This is a genomic window from Enterobacter sp. 01-M-02-SI-ECC (genome assembly GCF_047530595.1).
Lineage (GTDB): Bacteria > Pseudomonadota > Gammaproteobacteria > Enterobacterales > Enterobacteriaceae > Enterobacter > Enterobacter cloacae_M.
Genome location: NZ_JBLKCZ010000009.1, coordinates 1 through 18,486, shown reverse-complemented (window position 1 = coordinate 18,486; position 18,486 = coordinate 1). Strand labels below are relative to the sequence as shown.

Annotated in this window: 18 protein-coding genes and 1 pseudogene; 10 read left to right on the top strand and 9 right to left on the bottom strand. The window is 58.0% G+C overall.

The genetic code is table 11. From position 1 onward, the window contains the following. Positions 1-14 precede the first annotated feature (14 nt). Positions 15-983 carry a transcriptional regulator LsrR gene (gene lsrR, locus ACMWLG_RS13425; protein ID WP_045403450.1) on the bottom strand — a complete coding sequence of 323 codons (969 nt, stop codon included), beginning with the start codon at positions 981-983 and terminating at the stop codon, positions 15-17. A gap of 215 nt (positions 984-1,198) precedes the next feature. Between lsrR and lsrA the strand changes: the two genes are divergently transcribed. Genes lsrA through lsrG form a run of 6 tightly spaced genes read left to right on the top strand, consistent with a single transcriptional unit; the run spans position 1,199 to position 6,884 of the window. Further along, positions 1,199-2,686, top strand: a complete 1,488-nt coding sequence (gene lsrA, locus ACMWLG_RS13420) for an autoinducer 2 ABC transporter ATP-binding protein LsrA (protein ID WP_045403447.1) — start codon at positions 1,199-1,201, stop codon at positions 2,684-2,686. Beyond that, positions 2,683-3,714 (top strand): autoinducer 2 ABC transporter permease LsrC, encoded by a 1,032-nt coding sequence (gene lsrC / locus ACMWLG_RS13415; protein ID WP_045403443.1) that lies wholly within the window; start codon positions 2,683-2,685, stop codon positions 3,712-3,714. The genes lsrA and lsrC overlap by 4 nt, the downstream gene beginning before the upstream one ends. Beyond that, positions 3,715-4,692: an autoinducer 2 ABC transporter permease LsrD gene (gene lsrD / locus ACMWLG_RS13410; RefSeq protein WP_045403440.1), complete on the top strand. Its 978-nt coding sequence runs from the start codon at positions 3,715-3,717 to the stop codon at positions 4,690-4,692. A 1-nt stretch (position 4,693) separates the two neighbouring features. Beyond that, a complete protein-coding gene (gene lsrB / locus ACMWLG_RS13405) occupies positions 4,694-5,695 on the top strand; it encodes an autoinducer 2 ABC transporter substrate-binding protein LsrB (protein WP_045403438.1) in 1,002 nt (333 codons plus the stop codon). Between the two features lie 11 nt (positions 5,696-5,706). Further along, a complete protein-coding gene (gene lsrF / locus ACMWLG_RS13400; RefSeq protein WP_045353994.1) occupies positions 5,707-6,594 on the top strand; it encodes a 3-hydroxy-5-phosphonooxypentane-2,4-dione thiolase in 888 nt (295 codons plus the stop codon). Then, on the top strand, positions 6,591-6,884 hold the full coding sequence (gene lsrG / locus ACMWLG_RS13395; RefSeq protein WP_008503162.1) for a (4S)-4-hydroxy-5-phosphonooxypentane-2,3-dione isomerase: 294 nt from the start codon (positions 6,591-6,593) through the stop codon (positions 6,882-6,884). Before lsrF ends, lsrG begins: the two co-directional genes overlap by 4 nt. A gap of 55 nt (positions 6,885-6,939) precedes the next feature. Here the strand turns inward: lsrG and ACMWLG_RS13390 are convergent, their stop codons facing one another. Together ACMWLG_RS13390 and ACMWLG_RS13385 are read right to left on the bottom strand one after the other, a co-directional pair. After that, positions 6,940-7,788: a dihydrodipicolinate synthase family protein gene (locus ACMWLG_RS13390; protein WP_045403436.1), complete on the bottom strand. Its 849-nt coding sequence runs from the start codon at positions 7,786-7,788 to the stop codon at positions 6,940-6,942. Positions 7,789-7,800: 12 nt separating this feature from the next. Then, a complete protein-coding gene (locus ACMWLG_RS13385; RefSeq protein WP_045403433.1) occupies positions 7,801-8,487 on the bottom strand; it encodes a B3/4 domain-containing protein in 687 nt (228 codons plus the stop codon). A gap of 42 nt (positions 8,488-8,529) precedes the next feature. Here ACMWLG_RS13385 and ACMWLG_RS13380 point away from each other — a divergent pair, with 42 nt between their 5' ends. Beyond that, on the top strand, positions 8,530-9,132 hold the full coding sequence (locus ACMWLG_RS13380; RefSeq protein WP_045403431.1) for a helix-turn-helix domain-containing protein: 603 nt from the start codon (positions 8,530-8,532) through the stop codon (positions 9,130-9,132). 38 nt (positions 9,133-9,170) lie between these two features. On the opposite strand, the gene ygjG is transcribed toward ACMWLG_RS13380, so the two are convergent. After that, the gene (gene ygjG / locus ACMWLG_RS13375) at positions 9,171-10,550 is read right to left on the bottom strand and encodes a putrescine aminotransferase (RefSeq protein ID WP_414762992.1); all 1,380 of its coding nucleotides are present in this window, start codon (positions 10,548-10,550) and stop codon (positions 9,171-9,173) included. Positions 10,551-10,985: 435 nt separating this feature from the next. Between ygjG and ACMWLG_RS13370 the strand changes: the two genes are divergently transcribed. Together ACMWLG_RS13370 and ACMWLG_RS13365 are read left to right on the top strand one after the other, a co-directional pair. Continuing rightward, positions 10,986-12,506: a PAS domain-containing methyl-accepting chemotaxis protein gene (locus ACMWLG_RS13370; protein ID WP_045403428.1), complete on the top strand. Its 1,521-nt coding sequence runs from the start codon at positions 10,986-10,988 to the stop codon at positions 12,504-12,506. A 337-nt stretch (positions 12,507-12,843) separates the two neighbouring features. Further along, the gene (locus ACMWLG_RS13365) at positions 12,844-14,403 is read left to right on the top strand and encodes a methyl-accepting chemotaxis protein (protein WP_045403424.1); all 1,560 of its coding nucleotides are present in this window, start codon (positions 12,844-12,846) and stop codon (positions 14,401-14,403) included. Here ACMWLG_RS13365 and ACMWLG_RS13360 read toward each other — a convergent pair. Then, positions 14,400-14,894, bottom strand: a complete 495-nt coding sequence (locus tag ACMWLG_RS13360) for a PadR family transcriptional regulator (protein WP_029741394.1) — start codon at positions 14,892-14,894, stop codon at positions 14,400-14,402. The genes ACMWLG_RS13365 and ACMWLG_RS13360 overlap by 4 nt on opposite strands. Before the next feature lie 148 nt (positions 14,895-15,042). Here ACMWLG_RS13360 and ACMWLG_RS13355 point away from each other — a divergent pair, with 148 nt between their 5' ends. Next, the gene (locus ACMWLG_RS13355; RefSeq protein ID WP_045403421.1) at positions 15,043-15,807 is read left to right on the top strand and encodes a siderophore-interacting protein; all 765 of its coding nucleotides are present in this window, start codon (positions 15,043-15,045) and stop codon (positions 15,805-15,807) included. Here the strand turns inward: ACMWLG_RS13355 and ACMWLG_RS13350 are convergent, their stop codons facing one another. From ACMWLG_RS13350 to tssD, 4 genes and pseudogenes are all read right to left on the bottom strand, one after another. Next, positions 15,808-16,977 (bottom strand): DNA repair protein, encoded by a 1,170-nt coding sequence (locus ACMWLG_RS13350; RefSeq protein ID WP_045403419.1) that lies wholly within the window; start codon positions 16,975-16,977, stop codon positions 15,808-15,810. Between the two features lie 205 nt (positions 16,978-17,182). Beyond that, the gene (locus tag ACMWLG_RS13345; RefSeq protein ID WP_045620106.1) at positions 17,183-17,617 is read right to left on the bottom strand and encodes a hypothetical protein; all 435 of its coding nucleotides are present in this window, start codon (positions 17,615-17,617) and stop codon (positions 17,183-17,185) included. After that, on the bottom strand, positions 17,614-18,084 hold the full coding sequence (locus ACMWLG_RS13340) for a L,D-transpeptidase family protein (protein ID WP_023309260.1): 471 nt from the start codon (positions 18,082-18,084) through the stop codon (positions 17,614-17,616). Before ACMWLG_RS13340 ends, ACMWLG_RS13345 begins: the two co-directional genes overlap by 4 nt. Before the next feature lie 11 nt (positions 18,085-18,095). Continuing rightward, positions 18,096-18,389, bottom strand: a pseudogene (tssD, locus tag ACMWLG_RS13335) (type VI secretion system tube protein TssD); the annotation flags it as partial. Positions 18,390-18,486 lie beyond the last annotated feature (97 nt).

Sequence of the window (18,486 nt, the reverse complement as noted above, 5' to 3'; positions counted from 1 at the left end):
GCAGGGCCTGCCCGTTACGTCAGGGCCAGCACCGCGCGGGCTGTCGTCTCCTCCGTCACCAGGCCATTGATACGGCGACCCTTCAGTGCGGCATAAATCGCATCGGCTTTCTCTTCCCCTCCGGCCACGCCAACGATGGTGGGCAGCTGCGCCAGTTCATCGAGCGTGACGCCCAGCAGTTCTTTGTGGATCTCCAGCTCCTCAACGCACTCGCCTTCGGCATTGAGGAAATAGCCGAGAATGTCGCCGACCGCGCCTTTGCGGGCGTACATCAGCTGTTCACCTTCGCTGATATAGCCGGATCGCAGTATCGTGGCGTCACGGCGCTGGTTCACTGAACCAATGCCGACCACTGCCACGTCGGCGGCGGTCGCGGCGAGGATCACGTCCCGCACGCTGGTCTCGCGTTTTAAGATCCCGGCAACTTCTGCGGATGACACGCGAAGCGGGGCGGGGATCATGCTGACGCTGCAGGCCGCGTCCAGCTGACCGATACCGGTCATATACGGCCCAACGCCGCCGGAGAGCGTCACCAGGCGGATCTGCTGCGAGCTGATAAAGCCGCTCAGGTGCTGCAGGCAGCTCATGGTGGTTTCACCAAACCCCACCGCCAGAAGCTGGCCGGGCTCCAGTACGCCCATCAGCGACTGTGCCGCGCCAATGCCCAGCCGCACGTTCATCGGCGGCGTATTTAACGCGGGCATCACGCGCACCAGCTTCAGGCCGAAGCGCTGCTGTAGCTCGGTCTCCAGCGCCAGGCAGCCCTCGTAGCGGGAGTTGATCTGCACGCGGATCACCCCGGACTGACGGCCTTTTTCCAGCAGGCGGGAGATCTTCAGGCGCGGCAGCCCGAGCCGCTCGCCGATGTCGTTCTGGGTTAATCCGTCGTGGTAGTAGCACCAGGCCACGCGCGCCACGAGTTCCTCTTCCGCCAGTGCCAGCCCGGCAAACCGTCCTTCTTCCGCAGTGCGTTTATCGCTCATAGTTGAACTCTTATAAAAATTTAGATCATATGTTCGTGATGGCGCGAAGGGAAAGTGTGAGCCACGCGACAAAACGGATCTTTTCGATCGTTTCTGGTTTATCTGTATCTCAATCGATAAAACTGTGATCCCTGCACGGTTGTAAATATAGTTCACCGTCTACGCTTTTGAACATTATTAAATCTAAAAATCATTTGTTCAATAGCGGAGCGATGATGACACCACTTCTCGACGCGCGGAATATCAGCAAGCAGTTCTCAGGCGTGCCGGTCTTAAAAGGCATAGATTTCACGCTGCTTGCGGGCCAGGTGCACGCCCTGATGGGCGGAAACGGCGCGGGAAAATCGACGCTGATGAAGATCATCGCCGGGGTGGAAACGCCGGACAGCGGTGAACTTTCTGTCGAGGGGCAGTCATATGCGCGGCTCACGCCCGCTCAGGCGCACAGGTTAGGCATTTATCTGGTGCCGCAGGAGCCGCTGCTGTTCCCCAACCTGACGGTGCGGGAAAATATCCTGTTCCGCCTGCCGCGCGAACGCGATTTGGAAAAACGGCTGGCGGAGAAGCTCCAGCAGCTGCAGTGCCAGCTTAACCTCGACGCCGCCGCCAGCACCCTGGAGGTGGCGGATCAGCAGATGGTGGAGATCCTGCGCGGTCTGATGCGCAACGCGAGGATCCTGATCCTCGACGAACCCACGGCCTCCCTCACGCCCGGCGAAACCGAGCGGCTGTTCCGCCAGATCCGCGCCCTGCAGGCGCTCGGCGTCGGGATTGTCTTTATCTCGCACAAGCTGCCGGAAATTCGCATGTTTTCGAGCCACGTCTCGGTGATGCGCGACGGCGCGGTGGTGCTGAGCGGCGAAACCGCGCAGTTTGACGACAGCGCCCTGATCGCCGCCATGACGCCGGTAAGCCGGGAGAAATCCCTCAGCGATACGCAAAAGCTGTGGCTGGCGCTGCCGGGCAACCGCCGCACCCAGCCGCAGGATTTCCCGGTGCTGCGCGTTGACGATCTCACCGGGGAAGGGTTTATCGATCTCAGCCTTGAGATCTACGCCGGTGAGATCGTCGGCCTGGCCGGGCTGGTGGGATCCGGGCGCACCGAGTTTGCGGAAACGCTCTACGGCCTGCGGCCCGTGCGCGGTGGGCGCGTCTGGCTGGAAAACCAGGAGATCACCGGCGATCCGGTAAGTTCACGCCTGGAAAAAGGGCTGGTTTACCTGCCGGAAGACAGGCAGGTGTCCGGCCTGTTCCTCGACGCGCCGATCCGCTGGAACACCGTGGCGCTGAACGAGCCGTCGATTTGGCAGCAGCGCAAGCGGGAGTCTGCGGTGGTGGAGCGCTATCACCGGGCGCTGGGGATCAAGCTCAACCATGCGGATCAAACCGTGCGCACGCTCTCCGGCGGCAACCAGCAGAAGGTGCTGCTGGCGCGTTGCCTGGAGGCCAATCCGCTGCTGCTGATCGTCGATGAACCGACGCGCGGGGTGGACGTCTCGGCGCGCGCCGATATCTACCAGCTGATAAAAAGCGTGGCGGCGCAGAACGTGGCGGTGCTGATGATCTCAAGCGATCTCGACGAGTTTCCTGGGCTCGCGGACCGGGTGCTGGTGATGCATCAGGGCGTGCTCAGCGGCGAGCTGCCGCGCCACGCCGTCAGCCTCGACAGGATGATGGCGCTGGCGTTTGGAGGGCAATCATGAAGACCTTACTCAAAAACCGCGAGCTGAGCGCGTTTCTCGCCATTCTGGCGCTGTTCGCCGTGCTGGTGGCGCTGAACCCGTCCTACTTCAGCCTTCAGACGCTGGGGATGATTTTTGCCAGCTCGCAGATCCTGATCCTGCTGGCCATCGGCGCGGCGCTGGTGATGCTGACCCGCAATATCGACGTGTCCGTCGGCTCCATCGTCGGGCTGTCCGCCATCGCCGTCGGCGTGGCGCTTAATAGCGGCTACAGCCTGCCCGTTTCCATTCTCTTCGCGATGTCTATTGGCGCGTTGGCCGGGGCGTTCAACGGGTTCCTGGTGGTGGGGCTGCGCATCCCGGCGATTGTCGCCACCCTCGGCACGCTGGGGCTGTACCGCGGGGCGATGCTGCTCTGGACCGGCGGAAAGTGGATTGAGGGGCTGCCGCCCGGGCTGAAATCCCTCTCTGAGCCTGCCGCCATCGGCATTTCGCCGCTCGGCATGCTGGTGTTGATCGTCGCGGTCACAGGCGCGTGGACGCTCTCGCGCACCGCGTTCGGGCGTGATTTCTACGCGGTGGGGGATAACCTCGCCGCCGCGCGCCAGCTGGGCGTGGCGGTGAACCGCACCCGCATGATCGCCTTTACCCTGAACGGCATGCTGGCGGCCTGCGCCGGGATCGTCTTTGCCGCGCAGATTGGCTTTGTGCCCAACCAGACCGGCAGCGGGCTGGAGATGAAGGCCATCGCCGCCTGCGTGCTCGGGGGGATTTCGCTGCTGGGCGGCACGGGCACGCTGGTTGGCGCGCTGCTCGGCGCCTTCTTCCTGACCCAAATCGACACCGTGCTGGTGCTGTTCAGGCTCCCGGCGTGGTGGAACGACTTTATCGCCGGGCTGGTGCTGCTGGGCGTTTTGGTGCTCGACGGGCGCCTGCGCCAGGCGCTGGCACGCCATCAGCGGGCGCTGAAGTACGGCCGCTTCCAGCCGGGTAACAAAGGGGGAAAGCACGTCACCCCGTTTCCCAAACGCAAAAAAGAGGTGGCTTAAATGAGGCTTAACTGGGAAAGCGCGCTGCTGATTTTGCTGGTGCTGGAGATCCTGCTCTTTGGCGCCATCAACCCGCGCATGCTCGATATCAACATGCTGCTGTTCAGCACCAGCGACTTCATCTGCATCGGCATTGTGGCGCTGCCGCTCACGCTGGTGATCGTCAGCGGCGGGATCGACATCTCCCTCGGCTCGACCATCGGCCTGTGCGCCATCGCGCTGGGCGTGATGATGCAGGCGGGGTGGCCGATGGCGGTCGCCGTTCCGCTGACGCTGGTGCTGGGACTGCTGTGCGGGCTGGTAAACGCGGCGCTTATTCACTACACGGGAATCAGCCCGCTGGTGATCACCCTCGGCACGCTCTACCTCTACGGCGGCGGCGCGCTGCTGCTCTCCGGCATGGCGGGTGCGACGGGCTATGAGGGCATCGGCGGCTTCCCAGACAGCTTCACGGCGTTCGCTAACCTCACGGTGCTGGGTCTGCCGATCCCGCTGGTGCTGTTCGCGGTGATTACCGTTTTCTTCTGGCTGATTACCCACCGCGGGCGCTTTGGCCGTCACCTGTTTTTGATCGGGCAAAACCCGCGCGCGGCGCGCTATGCGGCGCTGTCGGTGAACGGCATGCCCTACGCGCTGTACGGTCTGGTGGGCGTGGCCTCGGCGATTGCCGCGCTGGTGATGGTCTCCTATTTCGGCTCCGCGCGTTCGGATCTGGGGCGCGATTTGCTGATGCCTGCGCTCACCGCCGCCGTGCTGGGCGGGGCCAATATCTACGGCGGGTCAGGTTCGGTTGTCGGTACGGCGCTGGCGGCGCTGCTGGTGGGCTACCTGCAGCAGGGTTTACAGATGGTCGGCATCCCTAACCAGGTGTCGAGCGCGCTGTCAGGGGCGCTGCTGGTTGTGGTGGTGATGGGACGTTCGCTGAGTCTGCACCGCGAATGGGTGCGTTCTCTCTTTAGAAAACTATCCGGAGCGTAAGATGAAAACAAAACTGATAGTCCTGGCAATGGCCCTCAGCTTCGCCTCGGCGCAGGCGGCGGACCGCATTGCCTTTATCCCGAAGCTGGTGGGCGTGGGGTTCTTCACCAGCGGCGGCAACGGCGCGAAAGAGGCGGGGAAAGATCTCGGCGTGGACGTAACCTACGACGGTCCGACCGAGCCGAGCGTCTCCGGCCAGGTGCAGCTCATCAATAACTTCGTCAACCAGGGCTATAACGCCATCATCGTCTCCGCCGTGTCGCCGGATGGGTTGTGTCCGGCGCTCAAGCGCGCGATGCAGCGCGGCGTCAAGGTTCTGACCTGGGATTCGGACACCAAACCGGAGTGCCGCAGCATCTACATCAACCAGGGGACGCCGGAACAGCTGGGCGGCCTGCTGGTTGAGATGGCGGGCAAGCAGGTCACCAAACCGAACGCTAAAGTGGCGTTCTTCTACTCCAGCCCCACCGTCACCGACCAGAACCAGTGGGTGAAAGAGGCGAAGGCCAAAATCGAGAAAGATCACCCCCAGTGGCAGGTCGTCACCACCCAGTTTGGCTATAACGACGCCACCAAATCTCTGCAAACCGCCGAAGGGATCTTAAAAGCGTATCCGGATCTGGATGCGATCATCGCCCCGGACGCCAACGCGCTGCCAGCCGCGGCGCAGGCGGCGGAAAACCTGAAGCGGGAAGAGGTGGCGATTGTCGGGTTCAGCACGCCGAACGTGATGCGCCCGTACGTTGAGCGCGGCACGGTGAAGGCCTTCGGCCTGTGGGACGTGGTGCAACAGGGCAAAATTGCGGTCAATGTCGCCGATCGCCTGCTGAAAAAAGGCGATCTTAACGTCGGCGACAGCGTGGACGTAAAAAATATCGGCGTGCTGAAGGTCGAACCGAACAGCGTGCAGGGCTACCAGTATGAGGCGAAGGGCAACGGCATCGTGCTGCTGCCGGAGCGGGTGGTGTTCACCAAAGAGAACATCAGCAAATACGATTTCTGACGGGGGAGCAAATGGCTGATTTAGACGACATCAAAGACGGCAAGGATTTTGGCATCGGCACGCCGCAGAAGAATGTGCCTTACACCCTGAAGGGCTGCGGCTCGCTGGACTGGGGCATGCAGTCCCGCCTGGCGCGCATCTTCAATCCGCAGAGCAATCGCACGGTGATGCTGGCCTTTGACCACGGCTACTTTCAGGGGCCGACCACCGGCCTTGAGCGCATCGATCTCTCCATCGCGCCGCTGTTTGGCGAAACCGACGTGCTGATGTGCACCCGCGGCATCCTCAGGAGCCAGGTGCCAGCCGCGACGAACAAACCGGTGGTGCTGCGCGCCTCCGGCGGTAACTCGATTCTGGGCGAGCTGTCGAACGAGTGCGTGGCGGTGGCGATGGAAGACGCGCTGCGCCTGAACGTCTGCGCGGTGGCGGCGCAGGTGTATATCGGCAGCGAGTTTGAGCATCAGTCGATCAACAACATCATCAAGCTTGTCGATGCGGGCGCGCGCTACGGCATGCCGACGCTGGCGGTGACGGGCGTCGGTAAAGAGATGGCGCGGGACGCGCGCTATTTCTCGCTGGCCAGCCGCATCGCCGCCGAAATGGGCGCGCAGTTCGTCAAAACCTACTACGTGGACGAGGGCTTTGAAAAAGTGACCGCCAGCTGCCCGGTGCCGATTGTGATCGCCGGGGGCAAAAAGCTGCCGGAGCACGAGGCGCTGGAGATGTGCTGGCGGGCGATCGACCAGGGCGCGTCCGGCGTGGACATGGGGCGCAATATATTCCAGTCCAGCGCGCCGCTCGCCATGCTGAAGGCGGTGAAAAAAGTGGTTCACGAGAACTGGAACGCCCGCGATGCGTTCCAGTTCTGGCAGGAAGAGAAACAGGGAGAAGCAAAATGAACGTGACGCTGGTTGAGATCAACATCAAGCCCGAGCGGGTGGACGAATTTCTGGAGGTGTTTCGCGCCAACCACGAGGGGGCAATCCAGGAGCCGGGAAACCTGCGCTTTGACGTATTGCAGGACCCGAGGGTGAAGACCCGGTTCTTTATCTACGAAGCCTATAAAGACGAAGAGGCGGTGCTGGCGCACAAGCAAACCCCGCACTATCTGGCGTGCGTGGATAAGCTTGAGGAGCTGATGTCGGAGCCGCGCAAGAAACGCAGTTTTGTAGGGCTGTTGCCGGAGTAACAGGCGTTATAAAGGTTTTGTAGGCCGGGTTAGCGCTAGCGCCACCCGGCGTTGTTCAGGCCAGCACCAGATCCGCAATTATCGCAGCAAGCGCTTCGCGCGGCTCACCCTGAATAGCCTGAAGGGGGAAGGGTAGCGCGGGCGTTTCCACTTTCCCCAGCATTTCTGCCGCTGCCGCTACCACCCGCAAACTACCATAATGGCGGAACAGCGCCCAAAGCGGCTCCAGCCGCTCGGATTGTGCCGACTGTTTCGAACGGGCAATCGCCAGCGCTGTTTGCGGAAACAACCCGCCGACCACCGAGTACCAGACGTCAAACCCGGCCTGCAGGGCAGAGGCCGCTCGCCAGTCACCGGCGATGCCCAGCGTGACGGTATCCGGAAGACGAGCGCGTACCTGCGACAGGTCCTCCGGCACGCGGCCAAGCTTTATGGACCCTATATTCGGCAGGGCCGCGGCGGCAAATAACAGTTCATCGCTAAACGAAAAACCAGTCGTGGCGGGATTATCGTAAATGCACAGCGGTACGGAGATCTGGCGGGTCACCGTCTCATAGAGATGAAACACTTCGTCTTCCGTTAATCGCTGGTACGACACGGGTGCCAGCAGTACGCCGGAGACTCCTGCCGATTGCGCGTCGTCAGCCAGACGCAGAATATCGTCCAGCCGCAATGCGCCGATGCTGACGATGACCGGAATGTCATCAGCATGCGCCACCGCGCAGCGTGCGATCCGACCGCGCTTTTCAACGGTCAGATAGGCGTAACTTCCCGTTGAGCCCAAAATGCCGAGTGAATCCACGCCAGCGTCGACCACGGGGCGCAGAAGATTGATGAAGGCGTGCTCGTCAAACGTCCCCTCTTTCAGGGGCGTTAACGGAAACGCGCTTAACCCGTGAAACATCGTGATGTCCTCCTACAGCGTCAGCAGCTGAACCCGAGCCGTGGCTCCCGGCATCAGCCGCTGCAGGTTGTTGACCAGCTCTTCTCCTGCCTCTTCCAGTGCCGCAAGCGGCATTGACGGCAGGCTTTCAAGAATAAACCACATAGATTGTGCCTGGCTGTCCAGAAGGGTACGGACCCCCTGTCGCCAGTTCCAGCGGCGGCAGGTGACGCCGAGGTCGTCTCGCCAGATAACCTCGCCAGCATCCGGGTATTCCACCATCGGCTCTCCCTCCTTAAAGGTATCAAACGGCTCGCTGCCGTCTGCCAGCGTCAGGCGCGGCGCACCCGAGTACGCCGCGAGATTTTCCCCACCTACCGGAATGGCATAGCGAATGCTCACCGCATTATAGATATCCACCACCGGATCCAGCGACGGCAGCGAACCGTCTTTCAGTACCCGCTTGCGCAGGGCGGAGGCCGAGCAGGGCGTGCGTTTCGGTTTCGCGCCGAAGGCTTTAAACACCTCATCCCAGTCTGAAAGATGTGCATCAGCCCACGGCACATCATCATTCAACATCTGCTGGCAGGCCTGCGCCAGCGCGGCGGGCGCAACCTCCGGGTGGGTAATCGGCGCAGCTTCAACCAGAATGCTCAGCGCCCGAAAGCCCGGGGCAATCCCGGCAAGACGCGAATCTATTGACGGCGTAACGAGAGACATAAATAATCCTGTATTGACTGTTTTATACCATGGTAGTGACCAATGACTGTTAAGGTCAATATAATGACTGATTCGGGTGCCGATGTTGCCCAGGTAAGCCTGGCCGTGGCGAACCGCATCCGCAACTGGCGTAAAGAGAAAAAGCTGTCGTTGGACGAGCTGTCCCGCCGGGCCAGCGTCAGTAAAGGCATGCTGGTGGAGATCGAAAAGGGCGCAGCCAACCCCAGTATCGCCATCTTGTGCAAGCTGGCCGCCGCGCTCGGCATCTCCGTAGCGGATATCGTCAACGTCTCCAGCGAGCCGCTGGTGCATGTTATCGAAGAGTCCGCGATTCCGGTGCTGTGGCAGGGCGCACAGGGTGGACGCGCCAGACTGCTGGCGGGAACGGCAGGCCCGGATATGATTGAGCTATGGCAGTGGGAGATGCAGCCGGGAGAGCGCTTTACCTCTCCGGGGCATCCGGCGGGAACCTTTGAGCTGCTGCACGTGAACGAAGGCGTTTTAACGCTGACGGTGGACGAGACGGTTACGCAGGTTGCTGCAGGCGCATCGGCGGTGGCGAAAACGGAAGCTGCGCACGGTTATGCCAATGAGGGAAAAAACGTTCTGCGCTTTACCATGACGGTGGCGGAGTTCCACCGCTAAAAACCGGGCCTGCAACTGCCTGCAGGCCCGGTGATTTTTTACGCCTCTTCCACACTTATTCGCAGCGCTGCCAGCGCTTTACGCGCCGCTTTCAGCACCTGCTCGCACTGCTCAATCGTCAGCGTCAGCGGCGGTTCAATGCGGATGGTTTTCGAGTTGTTGAGCGTGCCGGCCACCAGCACCCGCTGGCGGAACATCTCGCTTGCGAAGCTATAGCCGGTTTCGTTATCGACAAACTCAATCGCCATCAGCATCCCTTTGCCACGCGCGTCCTGCACCAGGTCCGGATACTCCCGGCCTAGCTGACGGAAGCCGTCCAGCAGCATGTCGCCTTTCTGCTCCGCCTGCGCGGGCAGGTTTTGCTCCAGCAGCACGTTGATAGTTGCCAGCGCGGCCGCACAGGCCAGCGGGTTACCGCCAAAAGTGGTGGTATGCAGGAACGGGTTGTCGAACAGCACCGAGAAGACCTCTTCAGTCGCAACCGTCGCTCCAATCGGCATCACGCCGCCGCCGAGCGCCTTCGCCAGGCACAGGATGTCCGGCTGAACGTTTTCGTGCTCGCAGGCAAACATTTTGCCAGTGCGCCCCATCCCGGTCTGGACTTCGTCGAGGATCAGCAGCGCGCCAAACTCATCGCACAGCTGACGCACGGCGGGCAGATAGCCCTGCGGAGAGAGGATTACGCCGCCTTCACCCTGAATCGGCTCCAGGATTACCGCCGCCACGTCATCGCCGGTTTTACGGCATTCGCTCAGCACGGTGCGCATGGCGTTGATGTCGCCAAACGGCACGTGGCGGAAGCCCGGCAGCAGCGGCATAAACGGTTTGCGGAAGGTGGATTTGGCGGTAGCAGACAGTGCGCCCAGAGATTTACCGTGGAACGCGCCGCTGGTGGCGATAAAGGTGAATTTCCCGCGCGGCGACTGGTACGCTTTGGCGAGTTTAATCGCCGCTTCGACCGATTCCGTGCCGCTGTTGCTAAAGAAGCTGTACTTCAGTTTGCCGGGCGTTAAGGCCGCCAGCGTTTTCGCGAGCATAGCGCGAAGCGGGTCGAGCAGTTCCTGGCTATGGAGAGGTTGTTTCGCAAGTTGATTCTGTACGGCGGAAACCACAACTGGATTACGGTGCCCCACGTTGAAGATACCAAAACCACCCAGGCAATCGATAAACTCCTGTCCCTGGGTGTCGACAAGCGTGTTAAGACTCCCCGCTTGCCACTCTACGGCTCCGTAATCCCCGCCGGCGGTAACAGATTTGCGATACTCCAGAAAACCTGGATTGACGTGCTCTTTAAAGTAATCGATGACCTCTCGGTTAAGTTGTTTCATCTCCTCATGATCGAGCGTTCGCTTCTCAATGAGATTCAGTGCGTGCGCGGTACAGGCAAGAGCCGAGGCGCTGGAAGGTAACCTGTTCAAAATGTGCTCCCGGGGATCGCGTATCACATGATACTGGTTTAAGTATTGCAGGGATTACGCCACTTCAGATGACTTAACGAAAATCGGGATAAACGCCAGGTTAAAATAATGTTGCACAATATTTAATCATGCCGGAGCAACCGAAACGGGATTCAGCGGTACAGGACAGAAAGGATAAATGAGGGCGGAAAACCGCATCTGCACTAAAGAAGTGCATTCGCTGCAACTTAAGTGGGCATTAACTGATCATGCTTTACAGGTAATTTCTTTGCGAAAGTATTTGAAATCAATGAATTATAAAATCGCACAAAAAGTATGGTTTAAGTCAAATCTGCGATCTTCATCAAGTTTAACAACTAAAGATAAATTGTTTACCGCCGAAAAAACATTGACCCACAAAATTAACATTCAAATAACCTGCAAGGGATGCCCACGATGTCCTCTCCAACCTATGTCACCCAGAATGAATATCCTCTGGACGATGACACCACCTTAATGTCTACCACAGACGTCCACAGCTACATCACACACGCCAACGACACCTTTGTGCAGGTGAGCGGCTACCAGCTCGATGAGCTGACGGGCCAGCCGCACAATATGGTGCGCCACCCCGATATGCCAAAAGCCGCGTTTGCCGATATGTGGTACACGCTGCAGCAGGGCGAGCCGTGGAGCGGAATTGTCAAAAACCGGCGCAAAAACGGTGATCACTACTGGGTGCGTGCGAATGCGGTGCCGATGGTACGCCAGGGGCTGGTGACAGGCTATATGTCCATTCGCACCAAAGCCACAGCGGAAGAGATTGCCGCCGTGGAGCCGCTCTACCGGGCGCTGAACGACGGAAGCTGTATGAAACGTATTCATAAAGGGCTTGTGGTTGGAAAAGGCTGGCTGGGCAAACTGCCGGCTATGCCGCTGCGCTGGCGCGTGCGCAGCGTGATGGCGGCGCTTTTTGCCGTTCTCGCCGCCACGCTGATCGCGACCTCCGCCGGGTGGATGCCGCTCGCCGCAGCCGCTCTGGTCATGCTGCTGGGGACACTGCTGTTTGAGCAGCAGATTGTCCGCCCGGTAGAGAATGTGGCGCGACAGGCCCTGAAGGTCGCAACCGGTGAGCGCAACAGCGTGCAGCATCTGAACCGCAGCGACGAGCTGGGGCTGACGCTGCGCGCGGTAGGGCAACTGGGGCTGATGTGCCGCTGGTTAATCAATGACGTGTCGAGCCAGGTGGTGAGCGTCCGTGACGGCAGCGACAGGCTGGCACAGGGAAATGAAGATCTGAACGATCGCACGCGTCAGACCGTGGCGAACGTGCAGCAGACCGTCGCGACAATGAACCAGATGGCCGCTTCCGTTCAGAGTAACTCTGAAACCGCCGCCGAGGTGGATAAACTCTCCGTGGCCGCGAGCAGCGCGGCGACGAAAGGGGGCAACGCGATGCAGACCGTTGTCAAAACCATGGATGACATTGCCGACAGCACGCAGCGAATTGGCTCGATTACCTCCCTGATTAACGATATCGCTTTCCAGACCAATATTCTTGCGCTGAACGCGGCGGTTGAAGCGGCAAGGGCAGGAGAGCAGGGAAAAGGTTTTGCCGTGGTCGCGGGCGAAGTGCGCCATCTCGCCAGCCGAAGCGCCAGTGCCGCCAATGATATTCGTAAACTCATTGATGCCAGCGCCAGCAAGGTGCAGTCCGGCTCTGAGCAGGTTCACGCCGCAGGTCGCACGATGGATGATATTGTCGAGCAGGTGAAAAACGTGACGCAGCTTATCGCCCAGATCAGCCACGCGACCTCCGAGCAGGCAACCGGACTCTCTGAGCTGACCCGTGCGGTGGCTGAACTCGACAGCATTACGCAGAAAAACGCCGACCTGGTCGAGGAGAGCGCACACATTTCTGCGATGGTGAAGCATCGCGCCGGACGTCTCAAGGATGCGGTGACTGTGCTTCATTGAGCCAGTAATGTTCCAAAAAAAGCCGTTTATTTCGTAAGGAATAAACGGCTTTTTATTTTCTGCTTGTGACTATTAATGTATTTTATTGTTAATCTAATATTAAATAACTAAAGAAAGTACCTCAGTTATTTATCCCTGCCTAAGTCAATTATCCAGAAGGCTATTTTGAAAAATGCCTCTCTGGTGGTCTGGTAACGATCAATGGGGCAATATTAATAGCCTCTACCTATCCATTGTGTGGGTTATGAAATAAAAAAACGATCAAACTCATAAAGTTAGCGAAATCGTTACCGATAACAGCGATCGTCTGAGAAATAATCATATCGATGGAGAAAATATGTTCTTACATGACGTAAAGATCGGCACGAAATTATTTCTGGCGTTTGGGTTCTTTATTGTCCTGATGGCGATCAGCGCGAGCCTGTCTCTGCTGAGTCTGAACCGGGCTAATAACGGGATGCAATCCATTATTACCAGTGATTATCCGACCACGGTAAAAGCGAACCAGTTAATTGATAACTTCCAGGAATTTATTAGCACTCAACAGCTGATGCTGCTGGACGAGCAGGGCACCTACACTGGGCAATCTCAGCAGCGCCTGAAAGAGATCAGCGAGCATATCACGGTGATCCTGGGAGAGCTGAACACCGCGTTGCAGGATCAAAAGTCTCAGCAGGTGCTGGCGGAGATCCGCAGCGTGCGTCAGCAGTATCTGGACTCGCGCTACCGCATTTTGCAGGCGGTGCAGAACAACAATCGTGCGGGCGCTATTCAGGAGATGATGACCACCACCCTCGCCGTGCAGCAGGCTTATAAAGCGAAGGTGAAGGAGCTGATTACCATTCAAAACAGCGAGATGCAGAGTGCCGGCGCGCAGGTGGAAGGGGATTTCAGGTCTAACCGACTGCTGCTGATCCTGCTCACGCTCTTTAGCATTGCGGCAGGCAGCCTGATTGGCTGGTTTATCGTGCGCGCTATCACTCGTCCGCTCGGCGAGGCGGTACATTTTGCAAAAGCCATTTCTGAGGGCGATCTCACGGGCAGCATCACGCCACACGGCAAAGACGAAACGGGTCTGCTGCTGCATGCGCTGATGGAGATGAAAACGCGACTGCTGGACATCGTGCAGCAGGTGCAAACCGGCTCGGAGAATATCTCCAGCGCTGCCGCGCAGATTGTCGCCGGGAACCAGGATCTGGCCGCGCGCACGGAAGAGCAGGCAAGTTCTGTAGAACAGACCGCCGCCTCGATGGAGCAGATCACCGCGACGGTGAAAAATACCGCCTCGCATACCGGGGAAGCGACCAACCTTTCGGCCGATGCCGCCACGGTGGTTAAAAACAACGGCGAGATGATGAAGCAGGTGACCAGCAAAATGCGCCTGATTAACGAGACGTCGAACCGGATGTCCGACATTATCGACCTGATCGACGCCATTGCGTTCCAGACCAACATTCTGGCGCTGAACGCGGCGGTGGAAGCGGCGCGCGCCGGCGAGCACGGTCGCGGCTTTGCGGTGGTGGCGGGTGAAGTTCGCCAGCTTGCCCAGAAGAGCGCGTCATCTGCCAGCGAAATCCGCGAGCTGATTGAGAGCTCTACCAGCCAGACCCGGGACGGGATGAACCTGGTTGAAAAAGCGAGTGCGTTGATTAATGGGATGGTCGGCAACGTGGAAGAGATGGACGTGATCCTGCGCGAAATCCGCCAGGCCAGCCACGAGCAGACGGAAGGTATCTCGCAGATTAATAGCGCGATTGGCCTGATTGATGCCACCACCCAGCAGAACTCCGCGCTGGTGGAGGAGTCCGTCGCGGCGGCAGCATCGCTTAACGAACAGGCGATGCACCTGAAGGAGTTGGTGCGCGTCTTCCGCGTGAGCGAGCACGCTCCGGCTTAATCCAGCTGGGAGATCTCGAGCGCCGCGCGGTCAATAACGCCGATAATCTGCTTGAGCTGCGCGTCGCTGAGCTCTCCCTGATTCACCTTCAGATCTAACACCGCTTTGAAGTTATCCAGCGCCCGCTTCATCTGCGGGTTTTTGCGCAGCTGAAAACCGACGGAACGCGCTTTGATACGCACCTGGATCTGTTCCAGCTGCTCCCGGTTTTCGTCCAGCCAGCGTTGTCCTTCAGCGGTAATCGTAATCGTCTTACGACCGTTCTCTTCTTCCGTAATGGTGATAAAGGTCTGATCCTGAAGATAATCCAGGGTCGGGTAGATCACGCCTGGGCTCGGGGTGTAATTCCCCTGGGTCAGATTCTCGATCTCTTTGATGAGCTCGTAGCCGTGGCTCGCGCTGCGGGTCAGAATATCCAGAATCACCAGCCGCAGATCGCCATGGCCGAAAAAGCGCGGTCGGCGCCCGCCGCTGTCGTGTTCGTGTCGCATAGTAGCTCTCTCAATTTGATATATCTAAACTATATCTAAGATATATTCAGATGCAATCTAAAAGATCTTGCATTTTTGCTTATTAGTAATCATTATCATTTAAAAATTGATTTAGATATATCGTATTCACCAGAGAAGGGGCTAAAAAATGGCATCTACCCGTTACCCACAGCGTGTTCGTAATGACCTGCGCTTTCGCGAGCTGACGGTGCTCCGCGTTGAACGCGCCAGCGCGGGTTTCCAGCGCATTGTTTTAGGCGGCGAGCAGCTGGAAGGCTTTAGCTCCCGCGGTTTCGACGACCATACCAAAGTCTTTTTCCCTGCCCCGGGCGCGGTGTTTGTGCCGCCGGTGGTCACCGATGAAGGTATCGACTGGGGTGACGGCGTACGTCCTCAGACGCGCGACTACACGCCGCTGTACGACGAGGCAAACCATGAGCTGGTGCTCGATTTCTTCGTTCATGACGGCGGCATTGCCAGCCGCTGGGCGGTTGAGGCAAAAGTGGGCGACAGGCTGACCATCGGCGGTCCGCGCGGTTCGCTGGTGGTGCCGGAGGATTACGCCTGGCAGCTGTACGTGTGCGACGAGTCCGGCATGCCCGCGCTGCGTCGACGCTTAGAGAGCATTGCTAAACTGCCGGTTCGCCCGGAAATTCATGCGGTAGTGACGGTTGGGGACGACTCTTATAAGGACTATCTGGCGCACCTGAGCGAATTCAACATCACCTGGGTTGTAGGCCACAGTGAGCAGGCGGTAGCGGACCATCTGGCGGCGCTGACCGTTCCTGGTGAAGACTATTTCATCTGGCTGACCGGGGAAGGGAAGGTGGTGAAGACGCTGAGCCGTCAGTTTGAAACCGATGCGATTGACCAGCAGCTGGTGCGTGCCAGCGCATACTGGCACGCCAAATAATCAGGCGGCGGAATCCAGCTGCGCTTCGCTCACCTGATGTTCGAGCGAGGCGCGGACCTCGTGCAGGGCTTTCTCCTGCTGAGCGAAGTACGCTTCCATATTGTTCAGCGACGAGACCAGAAGCCAGGACTCCTCTTTCTCCAGCTCCGCCAGCTCGTTCACTAAAATGTCTATCTGCTCGCGAACCTGCGCCATTTTTTTGCGGATACGTTCCAGATCGTTCAGCCTGTCGCTTGCCATCAATGGCTCAAAGCCCTGCTGCAGGCGGGCCACCAGTGAGCGAATGGTTTTAACGTCGCCACGCTGCTTCGCCTGGTTGAGCTGCACCATCATCGCGTTAGCTTCCTCTTTCAGATCGTCCGCCACCAGATCCGGATGGCAGAGCTTGCTCGCCTGCCGCCAGAGACGCTTCAGCTCGTTCCGATCCTCTTCCGAAAGATCCTTACCCTTGCGCAGCCGCACTTCGGCATCGTGATGCTGCTCGCGATATTTCTCGTACTCTTCGTTAGCGTCGTCTCGCGCCTGACGCGCAGGCTCCTCTTCGCGCGTTAAGCCGCTCTCCAGCTCCAGCGCTTCGGCTAGCAGATTGGCAATCAGATTGCTTTGCTGTTCAAGATGCTTGCGCGCCTCAGCGGCCTGCACGGAGTCGGCCGGGAGATCGCGCCAGCGCTGGGTGAGCGTCGCCAGCACCTCTACCGCCTGCGCCATATAGCGCTGGCAGCGACGGTAATCTTCCTCGCGACGACGCGCTTCCGCCTGCTGACGGCGCAGGTTCAGCTCGGCCAAGGTTTTACGCAGGGCGAGGATCTGCTGCATCAGCGGCCCGAGGCGAGAGAAATAGAGATCGTTGAACTCATCAAGCTGCTGCACCCGGACGTTGCGGCGGTCAATCAGATCGCGCAGACGTTCTTCCAGCGCCTTCAGTTCCAGCTTGCTGGCGGCCACCTGCGGATCGCGCCACTGGGTCACGGCGCGCTGGCCCTGCAGCCAGGCGGTAATGGCCGCCATCGCAGCGGTGTAGTTCTTCTTTTCAAGCGCCACGACGATTGCCTGTAGCTCATCGTCAAACGCTTCATTTTTCAGCCGTGTCAGCTGGCTCTGGATGATGTCGTCATCTTCCAGTTCAATGGCATTTTTAATGATTTCTAGCCGTTTGATCGATGTGCTCATGATGCCTTTCGCTTTGGCGCTTAAGTATTTGAGTTAAGGTTAGTTGTTGTAAAAGCTACAGGAAATAATACACACGGATGATGATCGGCGCGATGGGGGATTTCTTTAGTTTTGCAGTTTGTGAGGTGGGGAAGTGAGCAGGAGCCTGTAACGTGGAGGGTGAGGATAGCTCCGTTTCCTGCTCTACCTGCGAAACCACGCTTGGCTATTGGCTTTGCAGTTCCTTCAACGCGCCTTGTGCGGCATTCTCAATCTGTTTGCAGAACGCTTTAGCGCCTTCCTGGCAACTATCCGTGGCATTTCTCACGACTTTCTCGAGATCACGATCGTTCGTGGTCGTATCGATGTGATTAATCATCCATGACTCAAAAGCGCGATCGCTTACAGATAGCTGCATGAGTTGATGGGAGGTCTTCCAGTTGTTGGCTAACAGCCCGACAATAGTCGCTGATATCCCTTCTGCGATATATCCCTCATCACACTGTCTGTAATTTTTGTAAAAAGAATGGACGCCTTGCCAGTCCTGAATGGCAGAGGCTGCGTTATCTGCCCTGTCCATTTCTTCAACAGAAGTACAGTCATTTGCATAAGCCACGCGCGATATCACTAACATAATCAAAAACAACTGCATCGTTTTCATATCAAGTTCATTCCCGGTGGGATATAGATATTTTCAAATTTCTGCGTCGCACTCATGGCCGAGCAGGCGCTGTTATTTGATACGGTGATGGTTGAGAGGGAGGATTTAGCCATGTGCTCTTTTATTTTCTTCATCGCCTCATCAGTAGTTCGGATGCATCCCATTGTCGGATGTTCTGGCCCTGGTTTATAAGGGCTATGCGCCTGACCTGAATGTACACCTACACCGGGGTGTCCGGGATAACTAAATCGAATGATTCCATAAGTCCCATACGAACCATCTTCACTATCGCCTGGGTGTAAATGTGGCTTTGATTTATCCTGTATCTGATATGTGCCGTTACTAATGTGTTTGAATGTGGCTCTGCGATCGACGTTATTATAAGCGGTCCACGTGTCAACAATAGAGCCATCACTACCTAGCAATGAAAGCGTATGGGCACAACCATCAAAAGTAAGTCTGGCCATAAATTCCTCCGCTAGGCTGTAGTTCTTTCATTCCATGAATCAGAGTGAATGAGATTGCCATCGACAAATTTCCAGGTGATTTTCTCGTAGCGTAGTTCAACGATTTCCATATGGTTAAGATGCTGGGTGTGCGGATCTTTACAGTTCGCCATTACCGGTGTAACCGAAACGACTTTGACGTTTTCCAAAAACATATTGAAATATTCCTCTTCCAGACCTGCATCGTTTATACGGTACCATTTCATCTCCGCTGATTTCAGAAGCTGCCCGGTAGATACGGCTTTGTACAGATAGGTCGAGGCGCTGACCTGCCCCCACGATTAGATACAACACTCAGTTAGTAACGTCGGAATCTTCATTCTCAGAATGACCCTTTCTCCAGCCCGCTGCAAATTCAGACGG

Excerpts from the sequence above, each read along its gene's own strand:
- lsrD (WP_045403440.1), top strand. The coding sequence starts at position 3,715 with ATGAGGCTTAACTGGGAAAGCGCGCTGCTGATTTTGCTGGTGCTGGAG.
- ACMWLG_RS13365 (WP_045403424.1), top strand. The coding sequence starts at position 12,844 with ATGTTCTTACATGACGTAAAGATCGGCACGAAATTATTTCTGGCGTTT.
- lsrB (WP_045403438.1), top strand. The coding sequence starts at position 4,694 with ATGAAAACAAAACTGATAGTCCTGGCAATGGCCCTCAGCTTCGCCTCG.
- ACMWLG_RS13350 (WP_045403419.1), bottom strand. The coding sequence starts at position 16,977 with ATGAGCACATCGATCAAACGGCTAGAAATCATTAAAAATGCCATTGAA.
- ACMWLG_RS13345 (WP_045620106.1), bottom strand. The coding sequence starts at position 17,617 with ATGAAAACGATGCAGTTGTTTTTGATTATGTTAGTGATATCGCGCGTG.
- ACMWLG_RS13370 (WP_045403428.1), top strand. The coding sequence starts at position 10,986 with ATGTCCTCTCCAACCTATGTCACCCAGAATGAATATCCTCTGGACGAT.
- lsrG (WP_008503162.1), top strand. The coding sequence starts at position 6,591 with ATGAACGTGACGCTGGTTGAGATCAACATCAAGCCCGAGCGGGTGGAC.
- ACMWLG_RS13340 (WP_023309260.1), bottom strand. The coding sequence starts at position 18,084 with ATGGCCAGACTTACTTTTGATGGTTGTGCCCATACGCTTTCATTGCTA.
- ACMWLG_RS13390 (WP_045403436.1), bottom strand. The coding sequence starts at position 7,788 with ATGTTTCACGGGTTAAGCGCGTTTCCGTTAACGCCCCTGAAAGAGGGG.
- ACMWLG_RS13385 (WP_045403433.1), bottom strand. The coding sequence starts at position 8,487 with ATGTCTCTCGTTACGCCGTCAATAGATTCGCGTCTTGCCGGGATTGCC.
- ACMWLG_RS13380 (WP_045403431.1), top strand. The coding sequence starts at position 8,530 with ATGACTGTTAAGGTCAATATAATGACTGATTCGGGTGCCGATGTTGCC.
- lsrF (WP_045353994.1), top strand. The coding sequence starts at position 5,707 with ATGGCTGATTTAGACGACATCAAAGACGGCAAGGATTTTGGCATCGGC.
- ACMWLG_RS13355 (WP_045403421.1), top strand. The coding sequence starts at position 15,043 with ATGGCATCTACCCGTTACCCACAGCGTGTTCGTAATGACCTGCGCTTT.
- lsrC (WP_045403443.1), top strand. The coding sequence starts at position 2,683 with ATGAAGACCTTACTCAAAAACCGCGAGCTGAGCGCGTTTCTCGCCATT.
- ACMWLG_RS13360 (WP_029741394.1), bottom strand. The coding sequence starts at position 14,894 with ATGCGACACGAACACGACAGCGGCGGGCGCCGACCGCGCTTTTTCGGC.
- lsrR (WP_045403450.1), bottom strand. The coding sequence starts at position 983 with ATGAGCGATAAACGCACTGCGGAAGAAGGACGGTTTGCCGGGCTGGCA.
- lsrA (WP_045403447.1), top strand. The coding sequence starts at position 1,199 with ATGACACCACTTCTCGACGCGCGGAATATCAGCAAGCAGTTCTCAGGC.